The following is a 14,956-nucleotide window of genomic DNA, read 5'->3' on the forward strand; positions in this document are numbered from 1 at the left end:
ACCGCTCTCCTCAGTCCTTCGCCGCGATGGGCTCGATCCCTTGCCCGGCAAGGCGTGCAACGCGTTCCTCGGTGACGTCCTCGGCGAGTTTGCGCCATTTCAGCAGCGATTCGTCCGGGCGGTAGAGCCGCTCCGGTGGTGCGTCGGTCACCTCGACCATCCACTTGTCCTGTGCGGAGAACTCGCCGTGGAACAACCAGCGGATGAAGCCGAGGTACTTCGCGTAGAACGGCAGCACCCTGCGGCCTGTGCGGAACTCGGCCAGCACGCCGACGTAGAGGTGGTTGCCGGCGTCCACCGGGACGTAGAACTCGTAGTGGATGAACGTCGGGTACACGATGCGCAGCACCCCCGGCATGCTCACCGACGCGAAACCGGGGAACTCCTGCGCGGCGATCACCGGGTCCACCTCGCGGTGCCCGCCGGTGTTGCCGATGTTGCTGACCTTCGCCGGGGGCTTGAGCTTGTACCAGGCCTGGTTGTTCCACGGGCCGAGACCGGGGAAGTCGGCATCCCAGTACTGCTGCTCCTGGACGCGGAAGATCCACCGGCCGCGCTGCACGATGCGCGTCTCGTTCCACACCGGCATCGCCTTGAACATGCGCCACAACGACGTGCGGTGCAGGTACTTCGCGTGCCCCTCGTCGTAGCCGTTCTCGCACGCGAAACGCCAGTTGCCCACGCGCGGCTGGATCCGCGAGCCGAGCACGGCGGTGTTGGCGACCAGCTCCTCCGGCAGCTGCTCGTCGATCGGCGGTGCGTCCTCGCCGTCGCCGACGAACACCCACACCAGCCCGAGCCGCTCGGCGACCTCGTAGGTCGGCTGGGTGACCTTCCCGCAGATCGGGGAGGCCGGCCCGTCGGTGATCGCGGCCTTCAGGTCCCCGCTGGCCAGATCGAAGGTCCAGCCGTGGTAGGGGCACGAGATCGTGCCGGGGAACTGCTGGTTTCCCTCCGACAGCGGGACACCGCGGTGCGGGCAGCGGTCCTTGAGCGCGTACACCGCGCCGTGCCGGCCACCGTCCCTGATCAGCACGATCTTCTCGCCGAGCAGGGTGATCTGCTTCGGCCGGCCGCCGATGTGGGAGCCGTAGGCCACCGGGTACCAGTACCCGCGGAACCCCGCCGCGGCCGCCTGGTAGTGCGGCCAGCTCGACCAGTCCTGACGGCCGGGCAGCCGGCCCAGCCGCGACCGGCGGCGCCCCGGCCGGGCGGTCTGGCTGCCCCCGGGCGTCCCGACCTCTGCAGTCATGAGGCGCTCCTTCACCTTCTCGAATGCCTGGCTGAGGCCCGAGTGCACCACCGCGGCGACGCCCGGCCAACACGTGCGGTCCGCTCACCGGACCCGGTCCGTCACCGCGGGCGGTGGTCCGTTCACCGGTCCGGAGCGCGTGGCAGCGCGACGCCGCTTCCCTACCGTGGCCACTGTCCACAGTCGACGATCCGGGAGAAGCCGCCATGCCGTCAGTCTCTGTCACCGACATCCTCATCGTCGGCGCCGGCCCAGCCGGGCTCTACGGGGCTTACTGCGCGGGTTTCCGCGGCTTGCGGGTGACCGTCGTCGACGCTCTGCCGCAGCCCGGCGGACAGGTCAACGCGCTGTACCCGGAGAAGGAAATCCGGGACGTGGCGGGGATTCCCGGGCTGCGCGGACGGGAGTTCGTCGACCGGCTGCTCGCGCAGGCGGACCAGTTCGGCCCGGAGTACCTGCTCGGCGAGCAGGCCCTCACCCTGTCCCACACCGGCGACCGGCCACAGGTCGAGCTCGCGAGCGGACGGATCATCGACGCCGGGGCCGTGGTGCTCACCGCGGGGATCGGGACGTTCACCCCGCGGCCGCTGCCCGCGGGTGAGGAGTTCCTCGGTCGCGGGCTGAGCTACTTCGTGCCCGATCCCACGGTGCACGCCGACCACGACGTGCTGGTGGTCGGCGGTGGGGACAGCGCGGTCGACTGGGCGCTGGCACTGCAGCCGCTGGCCAGGTCGGTCACGCTGGTGCACCGGCGAGCCCGGTTCCGCGCGCACGCGGCCGGCGTCACCGCCGTCGAACGCTCCGGCGCCCGGATCCTCACCAACACCGAGGTCGAAGCCCTGCGTGGCGGGGAAACCGTGCGTGAAGCCGACATCCGCACCGAGGGCGGCCTGGAGGTCGTCAAGGTGGACAGCGTGGTGGCCGCGCTGGGCTTCGTGAGCAATCTCGGTCCGCTGGCCACGTGGGGCCTGACCTTGCACCGCCGGTCGGTGGTGGTCGACACCCGCATGCGCACCGGCCTCGGCCGCGTCTACGCGGCCGGCGATCTCACCGAGTACGAGGGCAAGGTACGGCTGATGTCCGTGGGCTTCGGCGAGGTCGCCACCGCGGTGCACAACGCCGCCGTCGAACTCGATCCGGGACTTTCCCTGTTTCCCGGCCATTCCACCGAAACCGCCTGAAGGAGGCCCCCATGTCCTACGTGATCGGCGCGAACTGCATCGACGTCACCGACCGCGCGTGCCTCGACGTGTGCCCGGTCGACTGCATCTACGTCGGCGCCCGCAAGAGCTACATCAACGCGAACGAGTGCATCGACTGCGGTGCCTGCGAGCCGGAATGCCCGGTGGACGCGATCTTCGCCGACCGCACCGCACGCGGCGACGAGGACAGGACCGTGTTCGTCGGGGACTCGATCGCGTTCTTCAGCGACGCACTTCCCGGCCGTGCGGCACCGCTGGGCGATCCCGGCGGCGCGGGGGTGCTCGGGGAGATCGGAACGGACACCGGATTCGTGACCGGGTACCAGCCGTGAAAAGGAGGGCTCAGCGTCCGGTGAACCGCGGGGACCGTTTGTCCAGGAAGGACTGCAGCCCTTCGGCGGCGTCTGCGCTGCGCATCAGCTCCCGGACGCCCTTTTCCTCCTGTGCCAGGGCTTCCTCGATCGGCAGCCCGTAGCCCTCGTCCACCACGCGCTTCAGCAGTGCGACCGCGGACGTGGGGCCGGCAGCGAGCGCACGAGCTTTCCGCCCCACCACGTCCGCGAATTCCACCCGCGGCACCACCTCGTCCACGAGTCCCAGTTCCAGCGCTCGCGGAGCGGACAACCGCGCGCCGTCGATCATCAGGCGCTTCGCCAGGTGCGGGCCGACCAGACGCGGCAGCCGCTGGCTGCCGCCCGCGCCGGGAAACAGGCCCAGCGCCATCTCGGGGAAACCGAAGCTCGCGTCGTCGGCGAGGATGCGCAGATCGCAGGCCAGCGACAGTTCCGCTCCGCCACCCAGCGCGTGCCCGTTCATCGCGGCCACCACCGGCTTCGGCGCGAGCTCCAGCATCCGCTGCACCTCGATCCAGCGCCGCATCTTCGCCTGGTTCCGGTCGGAGAGGTCGCGCATCACGGCGATGTCGGCACCCGCGACGAAGAACCGGCCGGTACCGGTGATCACCACGCACCGCACTCCGGGATCCCGGACCAGCGGCGCCAGCACGCTCAGGAACTCCTCGATCATCGCCGGGTCGACCGCGTTCGCCGGCGGCCGGTCGATCCGGACCGTCGCCACCGCGTCCTCGATCGTCACAGCCAGCACCGGAGCTCTGTTCATTCCGTGACCCCTTCGGCCTTCAGCCGGACGAGGCGTTCCTCGTCCAGCCCCACCAGTTCGCCGAGTACCTCGGCGGTGTGCTCACCCAGCAGCGGCGCCGCGGCGGTGAGCGCGCCGGGCGTGCGCGAGAGCCGCGCGACGATCCCTTCGTGCTTGACCGGCCCGGCCAGCGGATGCTCCAGCACCGGGTAGAACCCACGCGCGGCCAGGTGCTCGTCGCGGTCGACCAGGTCCTCTCCGGTCGCGACCACCGCCGCGGCCACCCCCGCGTCCTGCAGGCGCCGGGCCAGGTCTTCGGCCCGCTGGTCACGGGTCCACGCGCCCAGCGCCTCGTCGATCTCGTCCTCGTGCGTGCGGCGGTCGACGGGATCGGGCAGGTTCGCGAGGTCCCGCAACGCCTGCCACTGGCCTTCGTCCAGTGCGGCGATCGCCACCCAGCGGTCCGGCCCCGCGGCCGGGTACACCCCGTGCGGAACCGCCCACGCGCTCCGGTTCGGGTACCCCGCCTTCCGCCCGTCCCCGGGCGCACCGAGCTGGGCCTCCAGCAGAGCCGGGCCCATGGTCGCGGCCATCGCCTCCAACTGCGACAGGTCGACGTGTCCGCCCTCCTCGCCCAGCAGCAGCTCCAGCGTGGCCAGCACGGCCGCGTTCGCCGCGACCATGTCGCCGAGCCCGAACGTCAGCCCCTGCGGCGGCCCGCCGGGGTCCCGGGTTTCCCCGGACAGCCCGGACATTGCCGCGAGCGTGTCGGCGAAGGTGACCGCGTCCCGCCACGGACCGGTCTGCCCTGCACCGGCCATCGACACCAGGATCACCCCGGGGTTGAGTGCCGTGAGCGAGTCGTAGTCCATGCCCCATCTCGCGAGCACTCCCGGGCTGAAGTTCTCGACCACGACGTCGCAGTGCGGCACGAGTGCCCGCACCAGCTCCCGGCCCTGCTCGGTCCGGAGGTTGAGCGCCACGCTGCGCTTGTTCCGGTTGAAGTTCAGGAAGTACCCGGCGTCGTCGGGTCCGGCGCCCGGGCGCAGCCGCATCGACGGGGCGAACCGGGTGGGATCCTGGCGGTGCCTCGACTCGATCTTGATGATGTCCGCGCCGTGTTCGCCCAGTGTCTTCGTCACGTACGGCCCGGCGAGCACCCACGTCAGGTCGAGGACCCGGACTCCCGACAACGCACCGCCCGGCGCGGTCCCGCGACGCGGCCTGCGGGCCGGCGTCCGCCAGGACCCCGCTTCCGCCAACGGCTCCAGCGACTCCGGTGTCCGCCAGGGAAATCCGACGTCCCGCGCCTCGCCGACCCGCAGGAAGAAGTCGCGGGCACGCAACTGAGGATTGTCCGGAAGCTGTGCCGGCTCCACGACTTCCGCCCACGGCAGCGCGCGGGCCCTGCCCTGCTCGGCGACCTCCCGCGCGGTGCGCCTGCCCACGAACCGCTGCACGATCTCGTCCACGTGCGGCCGGTCCCGCCATCGCGTCACCGCGTCGGACCACCGTTCGCCGGTGAGATCGCCGGCTTCGCCCTCCTCGGCCAGCCACGCGAGCAGGTCTGTCCACATGCGATCGCTGCCCGAGTAGCCGCCGGCCACGTACCCGTCCGACGCGGTGAAGATCCGGTGCGCCACGTGTTCGTAGACACCGCCGTTGCGCATCGGATGGTGCCCGCCGTGGACCCAGGCGATGGCGCCGGTCTCCAGCGTCGCGGCCACCGCCTCCTGCACGGAGATGTCCACCAGCTGCCCGGTTCCGGAGTGCACGCCGAGCAGCGCGCCGAGGGCCGCGTGCGCGCCGGCGAGCTGCACGGCCTGCTCCCGGGGCGGCGGTTTCGGCTGCCCGGCGGGCATTCCCCCGAGCCACGTCATCCCGCCGGCCGAGGCGAGCACGAGGTCGTCACCGGTCCAGTGCCGTCTCGGCCCGGTCAGGCCGAACGGCGTGACGACCACGTGCACGGCGTCCGGCCACCGCGAGGACCCGTCCTCCCGGACGCCGCGAAGCCGGTGCACCGGCCCGCTTTCCAGCACGATGTCCGCACTGGGCGCCAGCTCGTCCGGATCGGCGCGCACGAGCCGTTTCCCCGCGTGCCAGTGCAGCGCATCGGCCGGGCCCCGGTCCTCGGGCTTCGCCACGCGCACCACGTCGGCGCCGAGCCCGACCAGCAACCGGGCCCCCTGGTAGGCGAGTTCGTCGGTCAGGTCCAGCACCCGCAACGGGACACTCTGGTCAGGCACGGCTTCTCCCGGTCCGTCGGCGATCTCCCGACCGTAGGGCGCGCCCCGTCCCGGCGCGGCCGGCGCGGTCCGGTGACCGGACCCGGTGCCTCAGCCGTCGGAGGCCACCAGCAGCCGCTGTTCGAGAGCCCGCACGATGGTGGCCGACGTGGCCAGCAGGACGGGCACCACGCGACGGGGATCGGTCCAGGCCACCGGCGCCGTCGCCGACACCGAGCCGTACACCGTTTCGTCCGCACCGGCCAGCGGGACCGCGACGCTGGCGAGCCCGGGTGCGGTCTCCTCCTGTTCCAGGGCGAAACCTCGCGCACGCACCTCGTCCAGCTGCGCCCGCAGCTGCTCGACCGAGCCGACCGTGCGCGAGGTCAGCCTGGTCAGCCCGGTCCGTGTCAGCTCGGTCAGCAGGTCCTCGACCTCCGGGGCGTGCGCCAGCAGTGCCTTGCCGGTGGCAGTGCAGGCCGCGGGCAGCCGCCCACCGACCTGGGAGTGGGTGTGCACGCTCGCCTTGCCGCCGAGCTTTTCCAGGTACATCACGTGCGTGCCGTCAAGGACGGCGAGATGGATGGTCGCCCTGGTCGCGGCGAACAGATCGGCCAGCAGCGGCCGCGCCACCGAGCGCAGGACCGCCGAGACCGGCACCCGCTGGCCCAGCTCGAAGATCCGCAGGCCGAGCTGGTAGGCGTCGCCGCTGCGGTCCAGCAGGCCCCACTGGACCAGCTCTTGGGCCAGCCGGTAGGCCGAGGCCTTCGGCACCCCGGAGCGACGGCTCAGCTCGGACAGCCGCAGCCGGTACGCCCCGGACTGGAAGGCACCGAGCAACAGCTGCGCCTTGCCCAGCACCGAGTTCGGGCACGGAACACCCTCCTGGTCGCCCACCGGGGACGATTCCACGAACACGCCGGAAGTCACGAGCCGCCTCCTTCACCCTCTGCCCCGCCCGTCCTGGTCTCACCGTTCCCGCTTCGACCAGTCCACCAGCGTGAAGTTTCCGGTGGCCGCAGCCAGGTGAACATCGCGTGACCCGTGCTCAGTCCACTGTGGACCGAGCGGGGCCGGACACCTCCTGCCGTCTCGGGAGCTCACCGGGATAGCGCACCCTTCACACCGCCTGTGCCGAGATCGATCCTGCGTCCGCGGCGGTGTTCCAGGCAACCCCGCCGTGGATCCGGCCAGTATCGGCCACGTGTGGGCGCCGGCACACCTTCCCCGGTCCGCTCAGCGGACCGCACGGTTGTACTACCGTCGGTATCCACTTGTGCACTGTTCGCTCGCGGCGCTGGTCAGCAGCTGCTCGACGGCCTGTTCGACCAGCCCGGCAGCGGCGTCGAGCTTCCACGCGTTGCGTGGCAACGGATGCGCGTGCCGGTCCAGCACGGCGTCGACCGCCGCGCGGGCTGAACGCGTGGTGACGACCGTGCCCTCCAGGACTTGTTCGACCTCGGTGAGCCGCCACGGCGTGGGGGCTGTCGCGCCCAGGACCAGGCGCACCGCGCTCCACCGGCCGTCCGCGCCGAGGTCCGCGGTGATCGCCGCGGACGCCGTCGCGAAATCCCCGGTGTAGAGCGCCAGTTTCGCGAACGATCCGTTGCGGCGGTGCGCTGGGATCGTCACCGCGGTGACCAGCTCACCCGTGCGCAGGGCAGTCTCGCCGGGGCCGGTGTAGAACTGCGCGACAGTGAGCGTGCGCGTACCGTCCGTGTCCGCCACCTCGATGGTGGCGTCGTGCGCGAGCAGCACGGTAGCCAGGTCCGACGGCGTCACGGCCTGGCAGCGGTGTCCGCCGACCGCCGCGTGCTGGAACCGGTGATCCCCGAGCACCGCGTAGCAGGGACTCGTCGCGCCGTTGCGCTTGTAGCAGTCGAATCCGGTGCGGAAGAACCAGCAGCGCTTCTCCTGCGTCAGGTTTCCGCCCACAGTCGCGGCGTTGCGGATTTGCGGCGACGCGATCGTGTTCACCGCGGCACTGATCGCGCTTGGCAGGTCCGGGTGCGCGGCCAGCTCACTCAACGTCGTCGCCGCACCGATACGCAGCCCCTCCGGGGTCCGCTCGATTCCGCGCAGGCCGGTCACCGCCGAGACCGCCACGAGCGTCCGTGCGGGCCGCGCCTGCCGCTGCCGCTCCACCGGAAGATCTGTTGCCCCGCCGAGCACTGCCGTCCCTGGCGCGGCGAGCAGCCGCGTCACCTCGGGCACCGTCTGCACCACGCGCACGACCGGCGGCGGCTCGGGTGGACGGCGCCGGGCGCGGTACGCCGCGCCGAGCCGGGTGCCGTACCGGTCCAGGAGCCAGTGCAGTCCGCGTGGGTAACTCCAGCGGACCGCGGCGATCCACCAACGGTCCGGCCTCCGCCACACCCGGTGCCGGCGCCTGCGCCCTTCGCGTTCGGCCAGTGCCGTCAGCACCTTGTCCGGCGTGATCGGAAGCTCGCGGACCCGGATCCCGAGCGCGTCGTGCACGGCGTTCGCGACAGCGGCGCCGGGTGGGATGATCGACATCTCGCCCACGCTCTTCGCCCCGTAGGGCCCGGCTTCGTCGTGCCCCTTGACGATCACCGCGCGAACGGACGGGAGATCCGCGTTGCGCGGCATGGCGTAGTGCAGGTAGGTCGGGTTGACGACCCGCCCGCCTTCGCGGATCAGCTCCTCGCCCAGCGCGGCACCGAGGCCCATCGCGGCGCCGCCGATGATCTGGCCCTCGACCGCGGTCGGGTTGATCGCGGTGCCGACGTCGTGCGCGGCCAGGTAGTCGGCGACGCGTACCACACCGGTACGGCGATCGACGTCGACCACAGCACCGTGCGCGGCGAAGGCGTAGCTCGGCGAGAGGTTGGCTGTGTCGCGGTCGGGGTTGAGCGGTTCGGTGCCTTCCAGCAGGTAGCTGGTCTCGTGGCTCAGCACGCCGTCCACCGCATCGTCGGCCAGGCCGGCCAGGTCGCCCGTCTCCTCACCGGCGATCGCCCGGCCCGCGTGCAACGTGATTTCACCGGCGGCGGTACCGAATTTGCCGGCGGCCAGCAGGCGAAGCCGGTCGGCGAGTTCCCGCGCCGCCTGCCCGACCGACGAACCGGTCATGTGCGTGCCGCGCGAGGACCAGGCCCCGAGTTCGAACGGCGTCTGCTCACTGTCCATCGACAGCACCTGCACGTCGGTCAGGTCGACGCCGAGTTCGTGGGCGGCGATCTGCGCGAGAATGGTGTTCTGGCCCGTTCCCGCGTCGCCACTGCCGTGCCGGACGCGCACGTGCCCGTCAGCGTACAGGTCCACCGCCGCGTCACTGCGGTTCGCGAACTCGTAGGCGTACGCGCCGCTTCCGTGTGAACCGGCCGCAACACCCCAGCCACGCGCGACGTCACCGGAGGGCCGCGAAGCACGGGCCTGGTCCCAGTCGAGCCCGTCGCGCACCGCGATGAGACAGTCTCCCAACCGGTTCGACCCGACCCGGTAACCGCACAGGGTCGTCGTGTCCGGGGCCCCGAGGTTGCGCAGCCGCAGCTCGATCGGGTCGGCACCGAGGCGTGTGGCCAGCTCGTCGAGCTGCGACTCCATCGCCAGCGAGACCTGCGGCGTGCCGTAACCGCGGAACTGCCCGCCGGGCTGGGTCGCGGTGTCCACCAGCCGCGCGGTGAAGCGCACGCCGTCCGGCCGGTACATCGAACCGAGGGTGATCACGCCGACCCGCATCACCGACGTGCCCATGTGGTTGTAGGAACCGTTGTCCACCACGACATCCGCTTCGAGGGCGCGCAGCAGCCCCGCCGGGTCCGCACTGCTGCGGAGCCGGGTTTCGAAGCGGTGCCGGGGCTTGTTCGCGCCGAACTCCTCCTCTCGTCCCAGCGCCACCAGCACCGGGCGCCCGGCCTTGCGGGCCAGCGCGGCCGCGAGCACCTCGTGCTCGGAGGCTTTCGACTTGCTGCCGAACCCGCCGCCGACGGCCACCTCCCGGCACACCACCTGCTCGTGCACCAAACCGAGCAGATGCGACACCTCCTTCGCGATGAACCACGGCGCCTGCGTCGAGGTCCACAGCTGCATTCGCTCGGTTTCCCCGTCCCAGGCGGCCAGGGTGGTGTTCGGTTCCATGCACGCGTGCGACACGCTCGGGTAGACGAACCGTCCTTCCACTGTCACGCTCGCGGCGGCGAGGCCACCGTCCGGGTCTCCCCAATCCGTCCGCAGCATCATCGACACATTCGGCTCGCCCGAGGTTCTCCGGTGCAGCTGACGCGCGCCGGAGCTGCGTGCCTCGGACACCGTCAGCGGCGCGCGGCGCCGCCGGTAACGCACCTCGATCGCGCGGATCGCCGCGAGCGCCTGGTCCGGGGTTTCCGCGGCCACGGCGGCGACTTCCTGCCCCACGTGCCGCACCACGCCGTCGGCCAAGGGAGGCCGATCCGACAGCGGCCCACCACGATGCAGGTACCGGATACCGGGCGCGAAGTCCGCGGCGGTGACCACCGCGTGCACGCCCGCCATCGCCTCGGCCGCAGCGGTGTCCAGCCGGCGGATTTCGGCGTGGGCGTGGGGTGAGCGCAGAATCGCCCCGTACAGGTGCGCTCCCGGCAGGTCCGCGGTGTAGCGGAGCAGGCCGAGACTGCGCTGTTCCCAGTCGATCGGGCGTACGCGGCGTCCGACGCTCATGTCCGCTCCTCCGCGGCCGCCACGACACAGTCCACAATGGCCTGATAGCCCGTGCAGCGGCAGATGTTTCCCGAAAGCGCGTGGCGCACCCGCTCACGGTCGCGGATTCCTTGCCGCAGCAGGGCGGTCGCGTGCACGACCTGACCGGGCGTGCAGAACCCGCACTGGAACGCACCGTGGTCGGCGAACGACCGGCGCAGGCTTTCGCTTTCCCGCGCCAGCCCCTCACTGGTCTCCACCTCGTCGCGCACCAAGACCACGGGCGTCGAGCAGGCCATCCTCGGCTCACCGCCGATCAGGACTGTGCAGGCCCCGCATTCGCCCCGGCCGCAGGCCACTTTCGTCGCCGTCAGGCCGAGTTCGGCCCGCAGCACCTCCGCCAGCGACCGCAGTCCCGTGACCGCGACGGAGACAGGTTCGCCGTTGACCACCAGCCGGTGCTCACCCACCAGCCACCCCCAGCAGAGCACGGGGCAGGTCGTAGGAACCGATGTGCTGCAACAGGATCGACGCGACCCCGAAGCCGGCGACTTCCCGCAGCCTGCCCCGGATCTCCGCGATCGTGCCGAACAGGCAGAACTCCCGGGCGAAGGCGAGCACGGCCTCGTCGCTCACGTAGGGGTCACACGCCTCGATCGCGGCCGGCCACGATTCGGCGTGCACCAGATCCGGGTACGCCTGAGGCAGCCGCTCGGGCACCCGCACGGAGATTCCGGCCCGCGCCAGCGACGCGGTACCGCCGTTGCTCGCTATCCCGAGGCAGATCGGCTTCAGCTCGCGGGCATCCCGCTCGACGTCATCGGTCACCCGGCAGAATGCCGACACCGTGACGGGCACCGGCGCGCGGCCCGCGCTGTCCGCGCCGGAGCGGACGGCGGACAGCGCGGCGGTGAGCGGTTCCCGGGAGACGCCGGAGAGCAGGATCGCGCCGTCGGCGACCTCACCGGCGAGGCGGAGGTTGCGCGGACCGCTCGCGGCGACGTGCAACGGCACCGTCATCGGATCGCGCAGTTTCGCTTTCACCCCGGGAAAACCGACGTCCTGCCCGGCGAGCAGATCCCGGATCACCGCGATCCCGGACCGTAGCTCGGCCTGTCTGGACGGCGCCAGCCCGACCGGTCCCACGGAGCTGTTGCCCACCCCGAGACCGAGGACGAACCGGCCGGGTGCCGCCTCGGCCACCGTACGAGCCGCGGAGGCGACGACGGCGGGATGGCGCGTGACGACGTTCGTGACGGCGGTGCCCAGAGTGAGCCGGGAAGTCGCCATCCCGGCCACCGCCGCCGTCGCGAACACGTCCCGCCACAGCAGCTGGGAATCGGGGAGCCACGCTTCGTCGAACCCCGCTGCCTCGACCTCGCGGACGAACTCCGCGAGCTCGGGCAGCGCGGCGCACGGCGGGACCCGCAGTCCGATCTTCATCCCGCTCTTCATCCGGCGGCGACCTCCGGCCGGGCGATCGACTCCCGCACCGGAGCATCCTCCCGCAGGAAGCACCCGGCGACGAGACTGATCAGGGCGGCGCCTGCCATGTAGACCGCGATCAGGACCCAGCCCCCGGTCGAGTCCAGCAACGCCGCGCCGATGGTGGGCGCGAACGCGTTGCCGGCGATGGTGCCGACGGTGAAGCCGATGGACATCCCGCTGAACCGCAGGGAGATCGGGAACACCTGGGAGAAGAAGACCGGGAACACCGCGTAATTGGCGGAGTACCCGGCGAACAGCAGCGCGAAGCCGAGCACCATCAGCCCGTAGTTGCCGGTGTTGAGCAACGCGAACCACACGAACGGCAACCCGATCATCGAGGCGGCACCGGCGAGGAACAGCGGCCGCTCCCCGATCCGGTCCGACAGCCGCCCGTAGACCGGGATGACCACCATGATCACCAGTGCGGCGGGCAGCAGCACGCCGAGCATTCCGGACGTGCTCAGGCCGAGTTCCGACTTCCCGTAGGTCAGCGAGAAGACGGTCGCCATCGTGAACACGATCCCGGCACCGACCGTCCCCAGTGTCACCAGCAGCACCCGGCCACCGCACGCCTGCAGCACCTCCAGCAGCGGGAGCTTGCGCACCTCGCCCTCGTCCTTGACCTCCGCGAACTCCGGACTCTCCCGCAGGGTCAGCCGGATCAGCAGACCCACCCCGACCAGCAGCGCGCTGAACAGGAACGGGATCCGCCAGCCCCAGGACAGCAGCTGGTCCTCGGGCAGCCGGGTGATCAGCAGGAAGATCACGTTCGCAAGGATCATGCCCGCCGCGGTACCGGTGTTCATCAGGCCGCTGAAGAAGCCACGCCGGCCGCGCCCGGCGTGCTCGACGGTCATCAGCGCCGCGCCGCTGTACTCGCCACCGAGGGAGATCCCTTGCACGATGCGCAGGATCACCAACAGGATCGGTGCGGCGATGCCGATCGCCGAATAGCCCGGCAGCAGGCCGATGAGCACAGTGGACAGGCCCATCATCGTCAGCGTGATGACCAGGATCGACTTGCGGCCGACCCGGTCGCCGAGGTGACCGAACAGCAGGCCGCCGAGCGGGCGGGCGACGTAGCCGACCCCGAAGCTCGACAGCGAGACGAGCGTGCCGACGACCGGATCGGCCGCCGGGAAGAAGATCCTGGTGAACAGCACCGAGGCCGCGGATCCGTAGATCGCGAAGTCGTAGTACTCGATCGCGGTGCCGAGCCATCCGGCGAAAGTCGCGCGGGCGGGCTGGCTGTGTGGTGGTGCGGGAGCCGTCATGACTGCCTCCTCCGGCTCGAGCGGGAACGCGCGCCCGGGTGGGCACGACGCGCCCGCCGCTCGTCGCGTGCGCCGACTATCGACGCAGGCGCGGACAGCGGCCAATCGCGGGTTCGGTCAGCGGACCACGCGAAATCCGCGGACGGGCGGGCGTGCCAGGATCGGCCGCCGGCCACCTCGGGCGAACGGGCGTGGACGTCACCGGTGTGCGCGGCCGGCGCCGGTGGACATCCGATCGGAGCGGAGAAACCATGACCCAGCCGGCAGCTCAGGAGCCTCCCGCCTTCGTCCCGCCCGGGCGTTACCGGATGTACGTCGACGGAGAATGGGTGGCCGGCGAGACGGAGTACGACGCAGTCAATCCGAGCACCGGGCTTCCGTGGACGCGGCTGCCGCTGGCCGCTCCCGCGCACGTCGCACACGCCGTGCGCGCGGCCGGGCGAGCGTTCCGGGACTGGCGGCGGAGCAGCCCGGCCACGCGGCAGCAGGTGCTCGCGAAGATCGCCGACCGGATCGAAGCCGACCCCGGCCGCTGGGCACAGCTTCTCGCGACCGAGAACGGCAGGCCGATCCGCGAGGCCACCGTCGCCGACGTGCCCAGCAGCGCGGCGATCTTCCGCTACTTCAGCGGGCTGGCTCGCGACCACCACGGCGACCAGCTCCCGGTCGAGGATCCGCACACACTCGTGTACACGACCCGGGAGCCGCTCGGCGTCATCGCCGCCGTGCTGCCGTGGAACTCACCGATCATCACCCTGGCCAACAAGGTGGCGCCCGCGCTCGCGGCCGGGAACACGGTGGTGGTGAAACCCAGCGAGTTCGCCACCGCGAGCGTCCTGGAGTTCGCCGCGCTCGTGGCCGACCTGCTTCCCCCAGGCGTGTTCAACGTCGTCACGGGCGACGGCCGGGTCGGGGCCGCGCTGGTGGCGCATCCGGACGTCGCCAAGGTGACGCTCACCGGCGGTGGCCCGACCGCCCGCAGGATCATGGCCGCGGCCGCGGAGGCACTCACCCCGACCATCATGGAACTGGGCGGGAAAAGCGCGCTGATCGTCGCCGAGGACGCCGATCTGGAGCGCGCGGTCGCCGATGCCGCGCTCGGCATCTACCTGGCCAACGGCGAAGCCTGCATCGCCTCGTCCCGGATCCTGCTCCACGACGCGATCGCCGACGAGCTCCTGGAACGCTTCGCCGGCACCGCGCGCTCGATCAGGGTGGGCGACGCACTCGATCCCGAAACGCAGGTCGGCCCGCTGGTCTCCCGGCAGCAGCACGACCGGGTGCGCGCCCACCTCGACTCGGCGCGCCGGCAAGGGCTGCGCCTGTGTGCCGGCGACGAGCCGCTCGATCTTCCCGCGAGCCGGAGCGGAGGCTTCTACCTGCGCCCGGCGATCCTGTACGGGGACAGGGTCACGGCCGAGGTCGCGAGCGAGGAGGTCTTCGGCCCGGCCACCGTCGCCGAGCGGTTCACCGACTACGCCGACGCCGTCGAACGCGCCAACAGCACCCGCTACGGCCTCGCCTCCGGCGTCTGGACGAACGACCTCACCCGCGCCCACCGCATCGCACGCGACCTCGACGCCGGGATCGTCTGGGTCAACAAGTGGTTCGACCTCCCCGCGGGAGTCCCGATGGGCGGCATCAAGGACAGCGGATTCGGCCGCGAACTGTGCCGGGAAACGATGCTGGAGTTCAGCGCGCCCAAGGTGGTCAACATCGACCTCGGTGCGCCGCGCCTCCCGCTCTGGGGTTAGGTGTGCCGTCCCGCGTCGACGCACG

11 protein-coding genes are annotated in these 14,956 nt (G+C 71.5%); 3 read left to right on the plus strand and 8 right to left on the minus strand.

Going from position 1 to position 14,956, the window contains the following annotated elements:
* Positions 1-10: 10 nt before the first annotated feature.
* Positions 11-1,252, minus strand: coding sequence for a Rieske 2Fe-2S domain-containing protein (locus tag BJY18_RS06770; protein WP_184778642.1), 1,242 nt, complete (start codon positions 1,250-1,252; stop codon positions 11-13).
* 206 nt (positions 1,253-1,458) lie between these two features.
* Here BJY18_RS06770 and BJY18_RS06775 point away from each other — a divergent pair, with 206 nt between their 5' ends.
* On the plus strand, positions 1,459-2,433 hold the full coding sequence (locus BJY18_RS06775) for an NAD(P)/FAD-dependent oxidoreductase (RefSeq protein ID WP_184778643.1): 975 nt from the start codon (positions 1,459-1,461) through the stop codon (positions 2,431-2,433).
* An 11-nt stretch (positions 2,434-2,444) separates the two neighbouring features.
* A complete protein-coding gene (locus BJY18_RS06780) occupies positions 2,445-2,786 on the plus strand; it encodes a ferredoxin family protein (RefSeq protein ID WP_184778645.1) in 342 nt (113 codons plus the stop codon).
* Positions 2,787-2,796: 10 nt separating this feature from the next.
* Here BJY18_RS06780 and BJY18_RS06785 read toward each other — a convergent pair whose 3' ends face one another.
* From BJY18_RS06785 to BJY18_RS06815, 7 genes are all read right to left on the minus strand, one after another.
* A complete protein-coding gene (locus BJY18_RS06785) occupies positions 2,797-3,573 on the minus strand; it encodes an enoyl-CoA hydratase/isomerase family protein (RefSeq protein ID WP_184778647.1) in 777 nt (258 codons plus the stop codon).
* Positions 3,570-5,798 (minus strand): CaiB/BaiF CoA-transferase family protein, encoded by a 2,229-nt coding sequence (locus BJY18_RS06790; protein ID WP_221457600.1) that lies wholly within the window; start codon positions 5,796-5,798, stop codon positions 3,570-3,572. Before BJY18_RS06790 ends, BJY18_RS06785 begins: the two co-directional genes overlap by 4 nt.
* 90 nt (positions 5,799-5,888) lie before the next feature.
* Positions 5,889-6,707, minus strand: a complete 819-nt coding sequence (locus tag BJY18_RS06795; RefSeq protein ID WP_184778649.1) for an IclR family transcriptional regulator — start codon at positions 6,705-6,707, stop codon at positions 5,889-5,891.
* Between the two features lie 327 nt (positions 6,708-7,034).
* Complete coding sequence (locus tag BJY18_RS06800) at positions 7,035-10,436, minus strand: molybdopterin cofactor-binding domain-containing protein (RefSeq protein WP_184778651.1); 3,402 nt, start codon at positions 10,434-10,436, stop codon at positions 7,035-7,037.
* Entirely contained in the window at positions 10,433-10,885 is a 453-nt protein-coding gene (locus BJY18_RS06805; RefSeq protein WP_312873762.1) for a (2Fe-2S)-binding protein, read from the minus strand. The genes BJY18_RS06800 and BJY18_RS06805 overlap by 4 nt, the downstream gene beginning before the upstream one ends.
* Positions 10,878-11,858, minus strand: a complete 981-nt coding sequence (locus tag BJY18_RS06810) for an LLM class flavin-dependent oxidoreductase (RefSeq protein ID WP_184778655.1) — start codon at positions 11,856-11,858, stop codon at positions 10,878-10,880. The genes BJY18_RS06805 and BJY18_RS06810 overlap by 8 nt, the downstream gene beginning before the upstream one ends.
* Before the next feature lie 8 nt (positions 11,859-11,866).
* Entirely contained in the window at positions 11,867-13,177 is a 1,311-nt protein-coding gene (locus BJY18_RS06815) for an MFS transporter (protein WP_184778657.1), read from the minus strand.
* Between the two features lie 251 nt (positions 13,178-13,428).
* Between BJY18_RS06815 and BJY18_RS06820 the strand changes: the two genes are divergently transcribed.
* Entirely contained in the window at positions 13,429-14,931 is a 1,503-nt protein-coding gene (locus BJY18_RS06820; RefSeq protein WP_184778659.1) for an aldehyde dehydrogenase family protein, read from the plus strand.
* Positions 14,932-14,956 lie beyond the last annotated feature (25 nt).

The organism is Amycolatopsis jiangsuensis (genome assembly GCF_014204865.1).
Lineage (GTDB): Bacteria > Actinomycetota > Actinomycetes > Mycobacteriales > Pseudonocardiaceae > Amycolatopsis > Amycolatopsis jiangsuensis.